Origin of the sequence: Methylobacterium symbioticum (genome assembly GCF_902141845.1) — a bacterium.
Taxonomy (GTDB): Bacteria; Pseudomonadota; Alphaproteobacteria; order Rhizobiales; family Beijerinckiaceae; genus Methylobacterium; species Methylobacterium symbioticum.
On record NZ_CABFPH010000105.1, the window covers coordinates 1 to 17,314 of the forward strand.

General features: G+C 73.4%; 16 protein-coding genes. 11 read left to right on the forward strand and 5 right to left on the reverse strand.

Annotated elements, in window-relative coordinates:
- The coding region (locus MET9862_RS23840) for a PspA/IM30 family protein (RefSeq protein ID WP_185156982.1) at window positions 1–396 on the reverse strand (396 nt) is incomplete at its 3' end.
- Window positions 397–500: 104 nt separating this feature from the next.
- Between MET9862_RS23840 and MET9862_RS23845 the strand changes: the two genes are divergently transcribed.
- Together MET9862_RS23845 and MET9862_RS23850 are read left to right on the forward strand one after the other, a co-directional pair.
- Entirely contained in the window at window positions 501–1,106 is a 606-nt protein-coding gene (locus MET9862_RS23845; RefSeq protein WP_142585351.1) for a TetR/AcrR family transcriptional regulator, read from the forward strand.
- A gap of 153 nt (window positions 1,107–1,259) precedes the next feature.
- Complete coding sequence (locus MET9862_RS23850) at window positions 1,260–2,936, forward strand: methyl-accepting chemotaxis protein (RefSeq protein ID WP_142585353.1); 1,677 nt, start codon at window positions 1,260–1,262, stop codon at window positions 2,934–2,936.
- A 246-nt stretch (window positions 2,937–3,182) separates the two neighbouring features.
- Here the strand turns inward: MET9862_RS23850 and MET9862_RS23855 are convergent, their stop codons facing one another.
- Both MET9862_RS23855 and MET9862_RS23860 read right to left on the reverse strand, forming a co-directional pair.
- Complete coding sequence (locus MET9862_RS23855; RefSeq protein ID WP_142585355.1) at window positions 3,183–4,523, reverse strand: sodium:proton antiporter; 1,341 nt, start codon at window positions 4,521–4,523, stop codon at window positions 3,183–3,185.
- A gap of 87 nt (window positions 4,524–4,610) precedes the next feature.
- A complete protein-coding gene (locus MET9862_RS23860; RefSeq protein WP_142585357.1) occupies window positions 4,611–4,949 on the reverse strand; it encodes a hypothetical protein in 339 nt (112 codons plus the stop codon).
- Between the two features lie 143 nt (window positions 4,950–5,092).
- Here MET9862_RS23860 and MET9862_RS23865 point away from each other — a divergent pair, with 143 nt between their 5' ends.
- Both MET9862_RS23865 and MET9862_RS30525 read left to right on the forward strand, forming a co-directional pair.
- On the forward strand, window positions 5,093–7,051 hold the full coding sequence (locus tag MET9862_RS23865) for an OPT family oligopeptide transporter (RefSeq protein WP_142585359.1): 1,959 nt from the start codon (window positions 5,093–5,095) through the stop codon (window positions 7,049–7,051).
- Between the two features lie 274 nt (window positions 7,052–7,325).
- Complete coding sequence (locus MET9862_RS30525) at window positions 7,326–7,460, forward strand: hypothetical protein (RefSeq protein ID WP_280178990.1); 135 nt, start codon at window positions 7,326–7,328, stop codon at window positions 7,458–7,460.
- A 126-nt stretch (window positions 7,461–7,586) separates the two neighbouring features.
- Here the strand turns inward: MET9862_RS30525 and MET9862_RS23870 are convergent, their stop codons facing one another.
- Window positions 7,587–9,329: an adenylate/guanylate cyclase domain-containing protein gene (locus MET9862_RS23870; RefSeq protein WP_142585378.1), complete on the reverse strand. Its 1,743-nt coding sequence runs from the start codon at window positions 9,327–9,329 to the stop codon at window positions 7,587–7,589.
- 176 nt (window positions 9,330–9,505) lie between these two features.
- On the opposite strand from MET9862_RS23870, the gene MET9862_RS23875 reads away from it, so the two are divergent.
- The 4 genes from MET9862_RS23875 (at window position 9,506) to MET9862_RS23890 (ending at window position 12,190) form a co-directional block, all read left to right on the forward strand.
- The gene (locus MET9862_RS23875) at window positions 9,506–10,249 is read left to right on the forward strand and encodes an SDR family oxidoreductase (RefSeq protein WP_142585361.1); all 744 of its coding nucleotides are present in this window, start codon (window positions 9,506–9,508) and stop codon (window positions 10,247–10,249) included.
- 38 nt (window positions 10,250–10,287) lie between these two features.
- On the forward strand, window positions 10,288–10,734 hold the full coding sequence (locus tag MET9862_RS23880; RefSeq protein ID WP_142585364.1) for a cupin domain-containing protein: 447 nt from the start codon (window positions 10,288–10,290) through the stop codon (window positions 10,732–10,734).
- Between the two features lie 93 nt (window positions 10,735–10,827).
- Window positions 10,828–11,310 carry a carboxymuconolactone decarboxylase family protein gene (locus MET9862_RS23885; RefSeq protein ID WP_142585366.1) on the forward strand — a complete coding sequence of 161 codons (483 nt, stop codon included), beginning with the start codon at window positions 10,828–10,830 and terminating at the stop codon, window positions 11,308–11,310.
- Window positions 11,300–12,190, forward strand: coding sequence for a sigma-70 family RNA polymerase sigma factor (locus tag MET9862_RS23890; protein ID WP_142585368.1), 891 nt, complete (start codon window positions 11,300–11,302; stop codon window positions 12,188–12,190). The genes MET9862_RS23885 and MET9862_RS23890 overlap by 11 nt, the downstream gene beginning before the upstream one ends.
- A 78-nt stretch (window positions 12,191–12,268) precedes the next feature.
- Here MET9862_RS23890 and MET9862_RS23895 read toward each other — a convergent pair whose 3' ends face one another.
- Complete coding sequence (locus MET9862_RS23895; RefSeq protein ID WP_142585370.1) at window positions 12,269–12,658, reverse strand: hypothetical protein; 390 nt, start codon at window positions 12,656–12,658, stop codon at window positions 12,269–12,271.
- A gap of 226 nt (window positions 12,659–12,884) precedes the next feature.
- Here MET9862_RS23895 and MET9862_RS23900 point away from each other — a divergent pair, with 226 nt between their 5' ends.
- The 3 genes from MET9862_RS23900 to MET9862_RS23910 all read left to right on the forward strand — a co-directional run.
- Window positions 12,885–14,885 carry a putative bifunctional diguanylate cyclase/phosphodiesterase gene (locus MET9862_RS23900; RefSeq protein WP_142585372.1) on the forward strand — a complete coding sequence of 667 codons (2,001 nt, stop codon included), beginning with the start codon at window positions 12,885–12,887 and terminating at the stop codon, window positions 14,883–14,885.
- A gap of 91 nt (window positions 14,886–14,976) precedes the next feature.
- On the forward strand, window positions 14,977–15,426 hold the full coding sequence (locus MET9862_RS23905; RefSeq protein WP_142585374.1) for a MarR family winged helix-turn-helix transcriptional regulator: 450 nt from the start codon (window positions 14,977–14,979) through the stop codon (window positions 15,424–15,426).
- Window positions 15,423–17,314, forward strand: a 1,892-nt coding sequence (locus tag MET9862_RS23910; RefSeq protein WP_142585376.1) for an FUSC family protein, incomplete at its 3' end; no start/stop codon positions are given. The genes MET9862_RS23905 and MET9862_RS23910, both read left to right, overlap by 4 nt.

The following is a 17,314-nucleotide window of genomic DNA, read 5'->3' on the forward strand; positions in this document are numbered from 1 at the left end:
CAGCTCGGCCTGGCGCCGGGTCGCGTCGGCGACGCTCCCGCGGATCCGGGCGATCTCGGCGGAGAAGCGCGCGCGGGCGGTCCTGATCGCGTCGCGCTCGGCCTCGAGGTCGGCGATCGCGCGTGCCGCCTCCTCGGCGAGATCCTCGCGGGCCGCCCGGAGCGCGGCCACGGCCTGCGTCTCCAGGGTCGCGGCGCGGGCCTCGACCGCCTCGAGGCGCCGCGCCTCGCAGCGGTCTCCCGCCACCGCGATGGCCAGCGCCTGGCGGCTGCGCTCCAGCCCGGCGCGGGTCTCGCGGATCTGCTGGTCGAGGATCAGCAGGGCATTCCGGTCGAAGATCTCATCCGCGGCACGAGCCGCGTGGCCTCTCAGCAGGGTCTCGAACAGCTTGAACATGGGCGTCGTCCCCTTCATGAACGTTGTTCACAAATCGACGCTCGCATGCCTATGAACGCCGTTCAAGTGCGATTTTGCACGACGTGCAAATGAGGGAGTCTCGCATGAGCGCCGACGAGCGCCGCCGCGCCCTGCGGGATACCCTGGTCGCCGAGGCCGAGCGGATGATCGCGGCGGAGGGCCTGCCCGGCCTGCGCGCGCGGGAGCTCGCCCAGGCCGCCGGCTGTGCGGTGGGGGCGATCTACACGGCGTTTCCCGATCTCGACGGCGTGGTGCTGGCGGTGAACCTGCGCACCCTCAACCTGTTCGAGGCGGCGCTCGGGCCGCCCGCGAGGCGGATCGCCGATGAGGCGGCGGCCTCCGACGAACTGGTGCGGCTCGGCCAGGCCTATCTCGCCTTCGCCCGCGCCCACCCGCTGCGCTGGGACGCCCTGTTCCGCCACCGCGCGCCCTCGGGCCAGCGCGCGCCCGACTGGTACGTGGCCGAGCAGGCGCGCCTGTTCGCCCGGATCGAGCAGCCGCTGGCGGTGCTGCGCCCGGACCTCGCCGAGCCCGAATGCCGGCTGCTCGCCCGCAGCCTGTTCTCGGCGACGCACGGCATCGTCGCCCTCGGACTCGACCCGCAGCGTCTGGCGCTGCCGCCGGCCGTGATCCACGCCCAGCTCGAGATCCTCGTCCGTGCCATGGCGGCGGGTCTGCGCAAGTCCTGAGCGCGCATCGCCGCGCACCGGGACCGGACTGGACAGGACCCGACAAGAGCCGGCTCGGCCTCACGAATTCCGATCCTTGCTGCACCGCATTAAGCATCGCTTCACGACGCTGTGAAATGTGTGTTCGCGGTGAATGGAAGGTTGGCTGTCCCGATGAATCTCAGTCTGAAGCGGTGCCTGGCAGGTATTTTCATCGCCATGCTCGGGCTGTCTCTCGCGCAAGGGATCGTATCCCTGCTGCGGATCGATGCCATCGGTTACAGGACTGCGAGCCTGATCGATAACGCCGTGCCTTCGATGAACGAGGCGCACGCGATCAATACGCTCGTGACCCGCACGCGCCTCTGGCAGTTCCGCTACATGACTGACGAGACCGAGGCCGCGCGGACCGAGAGCATCGGCCGTGTCACGGAGCTGATGCGCGAGCGCAGCGCCAAGGTCGAGGCCTACCGGACCCTGATCAACTCGGCCGAGGAGCAGACGATCTACGACGATCTCCTGGCCAAGCTGAAGACGCTGCGGAACGACTGGGAGACGCTGCGCGGCTTCCCCGTCGAGCGCCGCGCCGAGGCGATGGACTTCTTCCGGGGGCCGATGAACGCGCACTACCTCGCGGTGGCCGCCGCGGCGCGCGCCCTGGTCGACGTCAACGTCGCCGCCAGCAAGGCGGCCGATGTCGAGATCCGCGCCGCGCAAGCGGCGGCCACGCGCATGACGCTGGCGATGCTCGTCCTCACCGTCCTGACCGCGCTCGGCGCCCTCGCCTTCGCCGTCCTGGGCGTCTCGCGCCCGATCGAGCGGATGACGGCGTCCATGCGCGGGCTCGCAGCGGGCGACACCGCCTCCGACATCCCCTATGGCGGCCGCCGCGACGAGATCGGTGCGATGGCGGGCGCCGTGCAGGTGTTCCGCGAGAACCTGATCCGCACGCGGCAGCTTGAGGCGGACACGGCGCTCGCCCGCGCCTCCGCCGAGGAGCAGCGCAAGGCCGGCATGCGCCAGATGGCCGACAGCTTCGAGAATGCGGTCGGCGGCATCGTCGCGCGGGTCTCGGCCGCGGCGGCCGAGCTGCAGGCGACGGCTGAGACCATGACGACGACCGCGAGCGAGACTGCCGGCCGCTCCACCGGCGTCGCCGCGGCGGCGAACCAGGCCGCCGGCAACGTCAACATGGTCGCCGCGGCGGCCGAGGAACTCGGCACCTCCGTCTCGGAGATCGGGCGGCAGGTCGACGGCTCGGCCGAGCTCGCCAAGTCCGCGGTCGGCGAGGCGAGCCAGACGGCGAGCCTCGTTCAGGACCTCGCCCAGGCCGCCGGCCGGATCGGCGACGTGGTGGCGCTGATCTCGCAGATCGCCGGGCAGACCAACCTGCTCGCCCTCAACGCCACGATCGAGGCAGCGCGCGCCGGGGAAGCCGGGCGCGGCTTCGCGGTGGTGGCCGCCGAGGTCAAGGAACTCGCCAACCAGACCGCCAAGGCCACCGAGGAGATCGGCCGCCAGATCGGCCAGATCCAGGGTTCGACCGATCAGGCGGTCCAGGCCATCGGCGGCATCGCCGGCCGCATCCGCGAGATCAGCGGTGTGGCCACCTCGATCGCCGCGGCGGTGGAGGAGCAGGGCGCGGCGACGCAGGAGATCGTGCGCAACGTTGCCCAGGCCGCCACCGGCACCCGCGAGGTGACCGCCAACGTCACCGCGCTCTCCGGCGCGGCCGAGGAGACGGGCGCTGCGGCGACCCAGGTCCTCGCCTCGGCCTCGGAGCTGTCGCGCCAGTCGGAGCACCTCAACGCCGAGGTCGCCCGCTTCCTCGCAGGCGTCCGCGCGGCGTAATGCCGTTCCTGATCTGACGGCTTCGGAATAGGGCGCCCCCTCTCCCCGCCCGAAGTCGGGTCTGCCCGACATCGGTCTTCCAGTGTCGATCCCGGGCAGGCCCGGAATCGATACGGGGAGAGGCCTGCCTGCACCCTGGCGTGCAGGCAGGAAGCGGGGGCGCATTCGGAGCGACGGTGAGGAGGCGGTGCCGGATGAGACTCCACCAGGAATCGCCCCCTCACCCCCGGCCGACGTGAAGCCGGCTCAGGCGAAGAAGATCAGCGTCAGCAGCCCGAACAGCGGCAGCAGGATGCAGGCGGACCAGAGCATGTAGCCGAAGAAGCTCGGCATGCGGATGCCGGCCTCCTCGCAGATCGCCTTGACCATGAAGTTCGGGGCGTTGCCGATATAGGAGTTGGCCCCCATGAACCCCGCGCCCGCCGAGATCGCGGTGAGGGTGCGGGCCAGCGGCCCCATCAGGGTCGCGGGATCGCCGCCCGCGAGGTCGAAGAAGATCAGGTAGGTCGGCGCGTTGTCGAGGACGCTCGACAGGAGCCCCGTCAGCCAGAAATAGGCGGCGTCGATCGGTGTGCCGTCGGGGCGCGTCACCAGGGCGAGGAGCCCGGAGAGCGCGCCCGCATGCCCCGCGCGCAGGATCGCGAGCGCCGGCACGATGGTGACGAAGATGCCGGCGAACAGGATCGCCACCTCGCGGATGGGCATCCAGGTGAAGGCGTTCTCCAGGCGGATGCCGGGGGCCGTGGTGCGGACCGAGGCGAGGCCGATGCCGAGGAGGATCGCGTCGCGCAGGAGGCTCTGGAGGGGCACCGCGACGCCGAGGCCGACCGGCACGGCGATGCCCGGCCGCCACAGCCCGCTCACGAGCACCGCCGCGACGATGCCGGCGAGATAGAGCCCGTTGTGCAGGCCCTCGATCCGGATCCGGCGGGCGCCCCCTGTCCGCGGGAGCGTCTCCAGGCGCCAGTGCCAGCGGTCGATCGCGTAGAACAGGGCGAGGAGCAGCGCGAGGGCGAGCGCCATCGGGGCGGCGAGCGCCCGCGCGGTCCAGAGGAAGTCGACGCCCCGCAGGAAGCCGAGGAAGAGCGGCGGGTCGCCGAGCGGCGTGAGCGAGCCGCCGATATTGGCGACCAGGAAGATGAAGAACACGAAGACGTGGGCGTTGCGGGCTCGGCCGGCATTCGCCCGGATCAGCGGGCGGACGAGCAGCATCGCCGCCCCGGTGGTGCCCAGCACGCTCGCAGCCAGGCTGCCGAGCCCGAGGATCGCCGTGTTGGTGCCGGGCGTGCCGACGAGGTCGCCGGTGATGCGGATGCCGCCGGCGACCACGAAGAGCGCGAAGACCAGGATGATGAAGGGCAGATATTCGAGCGCGGCCGTGTGCCAGACCTCGGCGGCCGTGACCCCCGCGCCGAAACGCAGGGCGCAGGGCACGAGGAAGGCTGCCGCCCAGAGGGCCGCGACGAGGCCGAAGCGGTGCTCCCAGAAACGCGGGGCCAGGAGCGGCAGCAGCGCGATCGACAGGAGCAGGCCGGCGAAGGGGAGCGTCCAGGCGAGGCCGAGCGCCGTTCCGTCGAGATGAGACACGGTCGGATCCTGTATCGCGGCTTCGTGAGGAGCCGTGATTGGCCCGATCCGGATCCGGGCGGCAAGGGGGAGGCCGCCCGGATCCGCTCAATCCTCCTCGGGCGGATCCTCGAATTCGGCGCCTTCGGTGTCCGGCGCGATGCGGAAGCGGTACTCGTCGATGGCGAGAAAGGCCTTGTGCACCGCCTGTGGGTCGAGCCCGTCGCGCACCACGATGGTCTGGAAATCGATGAACAGGCGGGCGATGCGCGCCTCCTCCGAGAGCGCCTGGAGCGCCGAGGAACTCGCGCCGGCCCGCATCATGAAGCGCTTGGCGGCCCCGTCCGTGTCGGGGGCGGGCAGCACCGCGATCTGGCCCGCCGTCTCGGGGCGCAGCTCGGCCCAGCGGACCGGCGTCCAGGCGATGATGGCCTCGAGCTGCTTCATGGGAGGTTCCGCGGGGTGATGCCGACCGGCCGGGCCTACAGGCTCCGGGAGCGATCGTCGAGACGGGCCCGTCAAGCCCGGACCCTTGCCCTCCGGGCGCGGCGGTGCTCCCCTGCCCCGCAAGCGCGCCGCTCCGGAGCCCGATGGACCAGCCGACCCCGCCCGCGACCGCCGGGACCCGCCACGGTGCCGAGATCACGCCGCGCGGCCTCGTGCTCGGCGCCCTGATCACCGTCCTGTTCATGGCGGCCAACGTCTATCTCGGCCTGAAGACGGGGATGACCTTCTCGTCCTCGATCCCCGCCGCCATGCTCGCCATGGGGGCCCTGCGGCTCGTCGGCGGTTCCGGCATCCTCGAGAACAACATCGTCCAGACGCAGGCCTCCGCCGCGGGCACGCTCTGCAACGTCATCCTGGTCCTGCCGGGCCTCGTCCTCATCGGGCACTGGCACGGCTTCCCGTTCTGGCAGACCGCCGGGATCACCCTGGTCGGCGGCCTCCTCGGCGTCGCCTTCTCGATCCCGCTGCGCCGCGCCCTGGTGATGGGTGCGGGCCTGCCCTATCCCGAGGGCGTGGCCGCGGCCGAGGTCCTGCGGGCGGGAGAGGGCGCTGGCCGCGACGCGGGGCGCGGGCTCGCCGTGCTGCTCGCGGGCCTCGCCGGGGGCGGGCTCGTCGGCTTCCTCACCGCCGGCCTGCGGGTGCTGGCCGAGGGCGTGCGCACCGCCGTCAGCCTCGGCCCGGCGGTGTTCGGCCTCGGCACCGGCTTCTCGCTGGCGCTCGTCGGCATCGGCTACCTCGTCGGGATCGGGGCCTGCCTCGCCATCCTCACCGGCGTGGTGCTCGCCTGGGGCATCGCCGTTCCGATCCTGACCGCGCTCGGCGCCCATGCGGATCTCGCCCCGGCCGAGGCGGCCCAGGCGGTCTGGGCGGGGCAGGTCCGCCTGATCGGGGCCGGCATCATGGCGACGGGGGCTGTTTGGACGTTGGGCACGCTCGCTCGCCCGATCCTCGTGGGGCTCCGTGCCGGACTGACGGCGGCCCGCGCCTCCGGCCGCGACCTCCCCCGGCAGGAGCGCGACCTGCCGCTGCCGCTGGTGGCGGGCGGCGCCCTGGCGCTCACCCTGCCGCTCGCCTGGCTGGTGCACGACTTCGCGGGCGGGGGCGCGCTCCTCGTCGCGGTCGCCGTGTCCTTCGTGCTGCTGTTCGGCTTCCTGATGGCGGCGGCCTGCGGCTACCTCGCGGGATTGCTCGGCTCCTCCATCAGCCCGATCTCGGGGATCGGCATCATCACCGCCATGGCCGCCGCCCTGCTCCTGCCGCTGGTCCTCGGGCCGGCGGCGGGGCCGGAGGGGACGCGCTTCGTGGTCGCCGCCGCGCTCCTCGTCGCCGCGGTGATCGTGACCACCGCCTCCATCGCCAACGACAACCTGCAGGACCTGAAGACCGGCCAGCTCGTCGATGCCACGCCCTGGCGCCAGCAGGCCGTGCTGATCCTCGGCGTCGCGGTCGGCTCCGCCGTGATCGCGCCGCTGATGGCCTTGCTCTACGAGGCCTACGGCTTCGTCGGCGCTCTGCCCCGGCCCGGCATGGTCCCGGAGGACGCGATGGCCGTGCCGCAGGCCGCCCTCGTCACGCAGATCGCCGACGGCATCGTGCGCGGCACCCTACCCTGGGGCATGGTGCTGACCGGGCTCGGCCTCGGCAGCGTCCTCGTCGCGGTTGAGGCGCGTCTGCGCCGCCGGGGGGTGAGCTTCCCGGCGCTGACCGTCGGCATCGGCATGTACCTGCCGCTCAGCGTCGAGGTGACGATCGCGCTGGGTGGCCTCCTCGGCTGGGCGGCCGACCGGCGCCTAGCCCGCGCGGGCGCCTCGCCGGAGGCGGTCGAGGCCGCACGGCGGCGGGGCGTGCTGCTCGCCTCGGGCCTCCTCGTCGGCGAGAGCGGCATCGGCGTGGTGCTCGCCGGGGCCGACACCCTGGCCGGCCGCTCCGGCTCACTCGCCCTCGATGGGTTCGCAGGGTGGCCCGCCCTCGCCCTCGGCCTCGCTGTCTTCGCGGGCGGCCTGCTCCTGTTCTACCGCCTCGCCGCACGGCCGCCGGGCTGATGAGAGCGCTCCTGAGCCGACGTGGACACCGGTTCGGCGTACGAGAGCGCGTCAAAACGAGAGCCGAGTGCCGTCCCCGATCGCAACGCGGTCGGGGACGGCACTCGGCCGCCATCACGCAGGATCGTGCATGGCGGAACGCAAATCCGTGACTATTTCGTCAATGCCATGCGAGAGATGCATGGATCATCCGCTCCTGGGCGGATTGTTGCGCTGCAGCATAGGGCGCATCTTCGGCGCACCCGATCCTGCAACGCACCATCCGGAGCCCGCCATGAGCGTCCTCGGCCTCGCCCTCCCCCGTCTCTCCGCCGCCCCCGCGGGCGAGCCCGGCCTCTTCGCCCGCATGCTGCAGGCCTGGTGCGACCATGGCCGCCGCATGCTGGAATTCGGCCTCGAGCCGTTCTGAGCACCATCCCGGGAGGCGAGAGGGGGCACCCCTCTCGGCAGGTTCGAGGCGCGGAGCCCTGGTCATCGAAGATCGGGGCTCGGCCCCGATACCCCGCCGAGGGGATGATCCCCTCAAGACCCCGGATCAGGCGTCCCGGGCGGCGATGAGGCGGGCGCGCAGGGTGCGCGCCCGGCCCGAGAGCGTCAGCTCCTGCAGGTCCTCCGCCGGAAGCTGCGCGGCCCGGTAGACGGCCTCGGAGACGATCGCCACCTGCCCCATCGGGCCGGTCAGGCCCTCCAGCCGCGCCGCGACATTGACGGTGTCGCCGAGCGCGGTGAAGCGGGCGTCGAGGGCGTCGCCCATCGCGCCGACGATGGCCGTGCCGGCATGCAGGCCGATGCCGTAGCGCAGGCGCTCGCCGAGATCGTGGGCGAGCACCGCGTTCAGCCGCTCGACCGCAACCCCGATCGCCTCGACCGCCCGGAGCGCGTCGCGGGACGCCGCCTTCGGGGCCGTCCCGGGATCGGTGGGCTCGGGGCCGAGCCCGAACAGCGCCATCAGCCCGTCGCCGAGCTGCTGGTTCACGCTGCCCCCTGAATCCCGCACCGCCTGCCCCACCGCGCTGAGGAAGCGGTTGATCACGAAGACCGTGTCGTAGGGCAGCCGCTCCTCGGCGAGCCGGGTCGAACCGCGCAGGTCCACGAACATCACCGCGACGAAGCGCTCCTCCCCCGTCTCCGCCCGCTCCGCGGCCGGGCCGTGCTGCGCGTGCGGCGTGAACAGGGGCGCCACGGTGAGGTCGCGCTCGGGCCGGAGCTGGCAGGCGAGGCGGATGCCGGGGCTCGCGCCGATCCGCTCCAGCACCGCGCGCTCGGCCCGGCCCGGCGGCGGCAGGCTGCCGCCATGCTCGCCGTCGGCGATCCGGATCCGGCAGGTCGAGCAGCGTCCCCGTCCGCCGCAGACGCTGGCATGCGGGATCCGCCCGCGCCGGCTCGCCTCCAGCACGCTCGCCCCGCGTGGCACCCGCACGGTGCGCCCGCTGGGATAGGTGACGCGCACGAAGCCGCCGCGCGTCTCGGCCCGGGTGCGCAGGCCGCGCGCGGCGAGCACCAGGGCGAGGGCTCCGGCATAGCCCCACAGGAGTCCGTCGCGCCAAGCCAGCAGGTGCGCGGCCTGATCGGGCAGCCCCATATGGCGGATGCCCAGCGCCGAGGCGCGCCAGGCCGGCTCGGCGCTGAGCGCCCGGACATCGCGCGCACCCTGCGCCGCGCCGAGGACGGCGAGCGCCGGCACCAGCACCGCCAGCCCGATGAGCCAGGGCGCGGCGCGCCCGTAGCCGGGCTTCAGGCGCAGCCAGTAATGCAGGCCGAGGCAGCCGTGCAGCCAGGCCGCAGCGAGCCCCGCCACCTGCAGCGCCCCGTGCCAGGGCGCGGCGATCCAGGTGCCGTAGAGAACCTGCGCATAGCCCCGGTCGAGCCCCTCCAGGCTCCAGGCGAGGCGCGTGCCGACGACATGCGTGACGAGGAGGGCGGGAAGGGCGAGCCCGAGGACGAGCTGCGCGATCTCGGCCGGCACGATCCGGAAGAAGCGCCGCTCGTAGAGGGCGTACAGGCCGAGGGCGAGATGGGCGAGCAGCGACCCGTAGAGGAGGACCAGGGCCGGCGGGCTGCGCCAGAGCGCCGCCTTCACCGCGAGCCCCGCCTCCATGGCGCCGAGGGAGGCATTGCCCAGCGCGTGGACGATGAGGTGGGTGAGCACGTAGGCGCAGAGCACCAGGCCGGAGCCGAGCCGGACCTGCCGCAGCGTGAGCCCGGACGCCCGGGGCAGGGCGAGGCGCCCGTCCGCCGGGCCTCCCGCCCCCGCCGCCTCGGTCCCGCCCCGCCGCATCGCGACCCCGCTCACGCGCCCGAACCCACGGGTCGTCGTCCTGTGCCATGCCGGCTTCCGAACGGCAAAGCGGCCGGTCCGCGAAAAAATCGCGCACCGCATGTCACACCGCGCCCCGCACCCTCGTCATGCCTGCGGAGACGGGGCCGGTCCGGCCCCCGGCTGAGGAGGACGAGATGCGGATCGTGATCATCGGCGGCAGCGGGCTGATCGGCACGCGGCTCGCGGCCCGGCTCGCCGAGGCCGGCCACAGCGTGCTGCCGGCCTCGCCGCGCACCGGCGTCGATGCCGTGACGGGGCAGGGGCTCGCCGCGGCGCTCGCGGGCGCCGAGGTGGTGGTGGACGTCGCCAACGCCCCCTCCTTCGCGGATGGGCCGGTCCTCGACTTCTTCACCCGCTCGACCCGCACCCTGCTGGCCGCCGGGGCGGAGGCGGGCCTGCGCCATCATGTGGCGCTCTCGGTCGTCGGCACCGACCGGCTCAAGGCGAGCGGCTATTTCCGGGCCAAGCTGGCGCAGGAGCGGCTGATCGCCGAGGGGCCCCTGCCCTACACCATCGTGCGGGCGACGCAGTTCTTCGAGTTCCTGGGCGGCATCGCCGCGGCCGGGACCAGGGCGGGCACCGTCCGCGTCGCGCCCACCGGCATCCAGCCGATCGCGGCCGCGGACGTGGCGGCGTTGCTCGCCGGGATCGCGGTGGGCCCGCCCGCCCGCGGCCTCGTCGAGATCGCCGGACCGGAGGCGTTCCGCCTCGACGCCCTGCTCGCCCGGGTCCTCGCGGGCGACGGCCGGACCGTCCTGGCCGATCCGGAGGCCGGCTATTTCGGCACGCCCGTGACCGGCGATCCCCTGCTGCCCGGTCCCGCTGCGCGCCTCGCCCCGACGCGGCTCGACGATTGGCTGCCCGCCCGGGCCGCCTGAGCCCCCTGCCCCCGAGACAGTCAGGACGAGACCCGACCATGCGCACGACGTTGCCAGCTGCCACCCTCTTCCCGGCCCTCTTCGCCGCCCTCGCCGCCGGCCCGCTGGGCGGCGCCAGCGCCCACGATGCGGCGCCGGCCGGGCCCGGCGAGGCCCGGGTGAGCCTCGTCTTCGACCAACCCCTGCCGAACGTCCCGGGCAAGAGCCTGCGCGGCATGATGGTGGTCTACGGGCCGGGCGGCTTCTCGCCCGCCCATACCCACGCGCCGAGCGCCTTCATCACCGCCACGGTGCTGGAGGGCGCCATCCGCAGCCGGGTGAATGACGGGCCCGAGCGCACCTACCGCGCCGGCGAGAGCTTCACGGAGCTGCCGGGCGACCGGCACGCGGTCAGCGCCAATGCCAGCACGACCGAGCCGGCGCGGCTGCTCGCGGTCTTCGTCGTGGACACGGCCGAGACCGTGCTGACCACGCCGATCCGCTGAATCGGCCTCGGGCTTTCGCTCGACGCCTCGGCTCACGCCGAGGCCCGCTGCGCCGACATCGACCCATCGACACGAACAACCAGGAGCCGCAGAATGGACCCGCGCGTGACGAATCCCTACGCCCATGCCCCGGCGGCGGTGAAGGCCCTGATGGCGGTGGAGGCGAGCCTACGGGCCGGCGCCCTGGAGCACGGTTTGCTGGAGCTGGTGAAGCTGCGCGCCTCGCAGATCAACGGCTGCGCCTATTGCATCGCCCTGCATGCGAGCGCCGCCCGGAAGGCGGGCGAGAGCGAGATGCGGATCCACCTGCTGAACGCGTGGCGCGAATCCGGCCTCTACAGCCCCCGCGAGCGCGCGGCGCTCGCCTGGACCGAGGCCCTGACGCGGCTCGCCGAGGGCGGCGCGCCGGAGGCCGACTACGGGGCGCTCGCGGCGGAGTTCGGCGAGGCCGAGCAGGTCCAGCTCACCCTGCAGATCGGCATGATCAACCTGTGGAACCGGCTGCAGGTAGGCCTGCGCGGCGTCCATGCGGACGATCCCGCCTCCGGTCCGGGTCCGTCCCGCGATGCGGCCTGACCCGCGCACCGCGCTGTTCGAGGCGGAGCGGCCGCGGCTCCTGCGCCTCGCCTACCGCATGCTCGGCTCGCTGGCCGAGGCGGAAGACGTGGTGCAATCCGCCTGGCTGCGCTGGCGCGCCGTCGATCCGGAGGGCGTGGCGGTGCCGGCCGCCTTCCTGTCGCGGGTGGTCACCCGCCTCTGCCTCGACGCGATGAAATCGGCCCGCGCGCGGCGTGAGACCTATGTCGGCGCCTGGCTGCCCGAGCCGCTGGTCGACATGGCCGAGGCGGAGCCGGTGGAGGGCGAGGATCTCACCCTGACGCTGATGATGGCGCTGGAGCGGCTCTCGCCGCTGGAGCGGGCGGCCTTCCTCCTACACGACGTGTTCGGCGTGCCGCTCGCCGAGGTCGCCGCCACCCTCGACCGCGACGCCGCGGCGATTCGCCAGCTCGCCGTGCGCGCCCGCCGCCACGTCCGGGCCGACCGCCCGCGCTACCCCGTGCCGCGCGAGGAGGGCGAGCGGATCGTCCACGCCTTCTTCGCCGCCTCACGCAGCGGGGATGTGGCGGCGCTGCGCAGCCTGCTCTCGGCGGAGGTGGAGATCCGCTCGGATGGCGGCGGCCGGGTGATCGCCTTCCTCAACCCGATTCTCGGGGTGGAGCGGGCGCTGCGCCTCTTTGCCGGCCTCGCGCGCAAGCACGCGGACGAGCCCGCCGCCTTCCTCCGGGCGGTGCGGGTCGACGGCCTGCCGGGCTTCGTCAGCCGCGAGCGCGGCGGCGTGCTGCAGGTGACGGCGCTCGCCGTCGAGGACGGCCGGATCACCGGGGTCTACATCACCCGCAACCCGGACAAGCTCGGTCACGTAGCGGACGCCCTCGGCCTGGATCCGCCCAGCTAGAGCATGTTCCGCGGACGTGGTGGCCGGATCCGCCCGCGCCAGGGCTCGGACGGCTCCGGTTCATGCCCGAACAGGGCCTCAGAAGCGCGCGCCCTGGTTGGCGCCGATGCCGCCGAGGCCGACGCCGGTATTGGCGCTGCGCCCGGAGCCGCCGCCCATATTGCCCATGCCGCCGTAGCGGCTGCTCACCCCCTGCCCGCGGAGGATGCCGGTCGGATCGCGCGGACTGCCGACGCGCGGGCTCTCGACGCTCTGCCGCGGCGCGCGCCAGATGCGGGAATCGGGATAGGCGTTCCAAGTGCCTTGCCAGGTGCCTTGCCAAGTGCCTTGCCAGTTCCCCTGCTGCGTCCCGGGCTGCATCGCCTGCCGCGCCTCCGGCCGCGTCCCGTGCCGGGCTGCCTGGGCCATCGCGAGATTCGGCAGCATGATCGCAGCAGAGAGGGCGACGAGTGCCGCGCATTTCACCATGATGATCTTTCTCCATGCAATGTGGCTCACACATTGATGGACGGCCGAGCGTATTTGCCCAATCCAGCAGCGATCGTGCCCCTGTTTTGATCATCGTGTGCTGACACACCACGTCCGCACGAGCAGGTGAGAGGCCGGGATTAAAGCAGCAGACCGGCCCGGCGGAATGGACACGAATCGTTACCCATTGCTGCTACCTCAAGATGCGACGATGGCGGATGGCGCGATGAACGGCCCGCACAGCGCGTTGCGCTCACTTCAGGAGGTCGATCCCGGACTCGGGCGGCTGATCCGCCGCGACCAGCTCGACGCCATCCGCCAGAGCGTGCTGCGTGCGATCCCCGTCAACATGATCCTCGGGCTGACCGGCACCCTGGTCGCCGTCCAGGCGGGACGGGGCGAGATGGGCGCGGCCTGGTTCGCCGTCTCGACGCTGGCCAACGTCCTGCGCATCGCGCTCTGCCGGGCACCCTGCGCCGGCCTCGCCCTGGACGCGGCCACGCCCCCCGACGCCGCCGAGGCCGCGGCGCGCCTCGTCGACCGGCACCTCGCGCTCAGCTCGCTCGCGGCGCTGCTGTCGGGGCTGGTCTGGGCCTGCCTGCCGCTCCTCTGCGAGGGCTACACCGCGCCCGAGACCTTGTTCTACCTGACCGTCACCTGCGGCATCACCGCGGGCGCCGTGACCCACGGCATCGCCTATGCCCGCATCCCGTCCTGCTTCATCACGCCCCCGCTCCTGTCGGCGGCCGGCTGCCTCCTCTACGCCGGCGGCTTCGACCGGATCTGCCTCGCGGCGACCGTGCTCCTCTACCTCGCCGCGCTCCTGCGCAGCGGCGCCGCGACCGAGCGGCTCTTCCGTGAGTCGAGCCGCCTGAAGAACGAGGCGACGGCGCTGGCCCGCTCGCGCGCGGCGGCCCATGCCAGCGCCAGCGCCCTCGCCGAGGAGATGCGGGTGCGCGCCACCCATGACGGCCTCACCGGCCTGCTCAACCGGGCCGGCTTCGCCCAGGCCGTCGAGGAGCGGGCCGAGGGCGGCGGCGATCTCTGCCTGATGCTGCTCGACCTCGACGGCTTCAAGTCGGTGAACGACGTCTACGGCCATACCGCGGGCGACCGGGTGCTGGTCGAGGTCGGCCGGCGCCTCGCCGCGGCGCTGCCCCCTGGCTGTCTCGCCGCCCGCCTCGGCGGCGACGAGTTCGCGCTCTGCTACGATCCCGTCGCCGGGCCGGAGCCCACGGCCCTCGCCGAGCGCCTGATCGCCGCCATCGCGGCGCCGATCGGCAGCCTCGATCCCGGCCGGCTGGGCATGAGCGCGGGCCTCTTTCTCGGGCCGCCGTCCAGCCTGACGCAGATGCTCGGCTGCGCCGACGAGGCGCTCTATGCGGCCAAGGCCGCCGGCCGCAACCGCCTGCGCCTGTTCGACGAGGGGCTGAGCGGCCGCCGCGAGATGCGCCGGGCCTGCGAGCGCGACCTCTCGCAGGCGCTCTCGGAGAATGCGCTCGAGGTCTGGTTCCAGCCGATCTTCGGCCGCGGCGGGCGCGTGCCCGTGGGGCTTGAGGCGCTGGTGCGCTGGCGCCACCCGCTGCACGGCTGGATCCCGCCGAACGAGATCGTCGCCACCGCCGCGATGGCGGGCCTCACCGAGTCGCTGCTGCGCTTCATCCTGGAGCAGGTCCTGACGATCCTGTGCGCCCTGCGCGAGCGCGGCGCCCCGGACGTGCGCGTGGCCATGAACGTCTCGCCCCGCGAGATGGCCCAGGTCGCCGTGGACGAGATCGTGCTCGGCCGCCTGCGCGCCCTCGGCTTGCCGCCGTCCATGCTGGAGATCGAGATCACCGAGGAGACCGCCCTCGACATCGAGGCGGTCCAGGGCAAGCTCGCCACCGTGTCGAAGGCGGGCGTGCGCGTCGCGCTGGACGATTTCGGCACCGGCTACTCGTCGCTCGCCTCGCTGCGGCAGCTCCGGGCCGACCGGGTCAAGATCGACCGCAGCCTCGTGACCGGGCTCACCACCTCCGACGACAAGCGCGGGATGGTCCACGCGGTGCTCGGCCTCGGCCGTTCCCTCGACATCGAGGTGGTCGCCGAGGGCATCGAGACCGCCGACGACCTTGAGACCCTGCGCGCCCTCGGCTGCCCGCTGATGCAGGGCTATCACCTGGCCCGCCCCGCCCCGGCGCCTGCCGCGATCGAGATCGTCCTCAACGGCCGCGCCGCGGCGGCCTGAGGCGTTTGAAAAGCCAGAGTGCTTGCGCGAAAATAGATAGCATCCTATCTATGAGGATGTGATGCGAGCCGCGGCTCGCCCCGGGCGGCGCATGACCGACGATCTCGACAGGCTCCGGCAGACCTTCACCCACGCCCTCCTCCTGGCCGGGCGCCAGTGGCGGCGCGCGGCGGACGCGGTGGCCCAGGGCCACGGGCTCTCCGATGCCACCGCCCTGCCCCTGGTGATGATCGGCCGCCTCGACGGCGCGCCGCGTCAGACCGTTCTCGCCGAGGCGGTCGGCATCGAGGGCCCGTCCCTCGTCCGCCTCCTCGACCAGCTCGCCGCCGCCGGCCTGGTGCGGCGCGCCGAGGACCCGTCCGACCGCCGGGCCAAGGTCCTCTCCCTCACGCCCGCGGGCGAGGCCGCGGTCGCCGCGATCGAGGCCGAGCTGATCGCGCTGCGTGCCGCGGTGTTCGCGGAGGTCGCCCCCGCCGATCTGGAGGCCGCCTGCCACGTTCTCCGGGCGGTGATGCGGCCCGAGCGGGAGCCCCAACCATGAGCGGTGCCCTCCCCCTGCCCGGCTGGCGCGACTGGGCCTTCGCGCTCAAGACCTACGCGGCGGCGATGCTCGCCCTGTTCCTCGCCCTCTGGATCGGCCTGCCGCGGCCCTACTGGGCGGTCGGCACCGTCTACATCACGAGCCAGGTGCTCGCGGGCGCCACGCGCTCGAAGGCGCTCTACCGGGTGCTCGGCACCCTGCTGGGGGCCGCGGTGGCGGTCGCCCTCGTGCCGAACCTCGTGAACGCGCCGGAGCTGCTGACGCTGGCCATCGCCCTCTGGGTCGGCCTCTGCCTCTATCTCTCGCTCCTCGACCGGACGCCGCGCAGCTACCTGATGATGCTGGCGGGCTATACCGCCGCCCTGATCGGCTTCCCCTCCGTCTCCGAGCCCGGCGCGATCTTCGACACGGCGGTGGCCCGGGCGGAGGAGATCTCGCTCGGCATCCTGAGCGCGGCGCTCGTCTCCGCGGTGGTGCTGCCGCAATCGGCTGTGCCGCAGATCGAGGTCCGCCTCACCCTCTGGCTGGCCCAGGCGCGCGGCTGGGTCGCCGACGTGCTCGGCCGGACCGGGCCGGGTGAGGCAAAGGACAGCCAGGCCAAGGATAGTCAGGCCAAGGATAGTCAGGCGAAGCGCCTGCGCCTCGCCGCCGACGCGATCGCCTTCGACGCCCTCGCCACGCCGCTGCGCTACGACGCGGGCGGGCCGCCGCGCTCGCCCGAGGCGATGGCCACGCTCCGCCAGCACATGCTGATGTTCATGCCGATCGTGTCGGCCGTCGCCGACCGGATCGAGGCCCTGGAGCGGGCCGGCGCGCTCACCGCCCCCTTGCGCGCCCTCCTCGCCGACATGGCCGCCTGGATCGCCTCGGGCAGCACCGATCCGGAGGCGGCCGCCCGGCTGCGGGCACGCGCCGCCGACGAGCCCCTGCCCCGCCGGCCGGACTGGAACGACCTCGTCCGCGCGAGCCTCCGGGCGCGGCTGCGCGACTTCATCGATCTGCGCCAGGACACCCGCCTGCTGCAGCGGCACATCGCCGACGGCAGGCCGGTGAGCGGGGCGCTCGCTTTCCGCTACACCGCGGCGGCCCGCGCCATCCGCCACCGTGACCACGGCATGGCGCTGCTCTCGGCCATCGGCGTGGTCCTGGCGATCGTCCTGACGAGCGCGATCTGGATCGCCACCGGCTGGCCGGACGGGGCGGGCGCGCCGATGATGGCCGCGGTCGGCTGCTGCTTCTTCGCGGCGCAGGACGATCCCGCCCCGCAGATCCTGGGATTTGCCAACTCCGCCATCGTCGGCGGCCTGGTGGCGGGTTTCTACCTCTTCGCCGTGCTGCCGCTCGCCACCTCCTTCGAGATGCTGGCCCTGGCGCTCGGCCCCGCCCTGATCCTGGCGGGGGTGCTGATGACGCAAGGGCGCACGGCGCCCATCGCCATGGGGGCCGCGGTCAACGGCTTCACCATGCTGGCGCTGCAGGAGAGCTACACCGGCGACTTCGCGGCCTTCACCAATTCCGCCCTGGCGGTGATCCTCGGCATGTGGGCGGCGGCCCTCGTCACCCGGCTGGTGCGCTCGGTGGGGGCGGGCTGGAGCGCGCGGCGCCTGCGCGGCATCAACCGGCGGAGCCTCGCCCGCGCCGCCGCGCGCGAGGGCCGCCAGAACGGGCTGGAGCTCGCCGCGATCATGCTCGACCGCGTCGGCCTGATCGCGCCGCGGCTCGCCGCCCTGCCCCCCGAGGACGCCGCCTGGACCGCCGACCTGCTGGCCGAGGTCCGGGTCGGGATCAACCTCGTGGAGCTGCGCCGCGACCGGCGCCGCCTCGCGCCGGCGGCGAAGGCGGCGGTGGAGCGCCTGCTCGAAGCCCTCGCCCGCCATTTCCGTGCGCC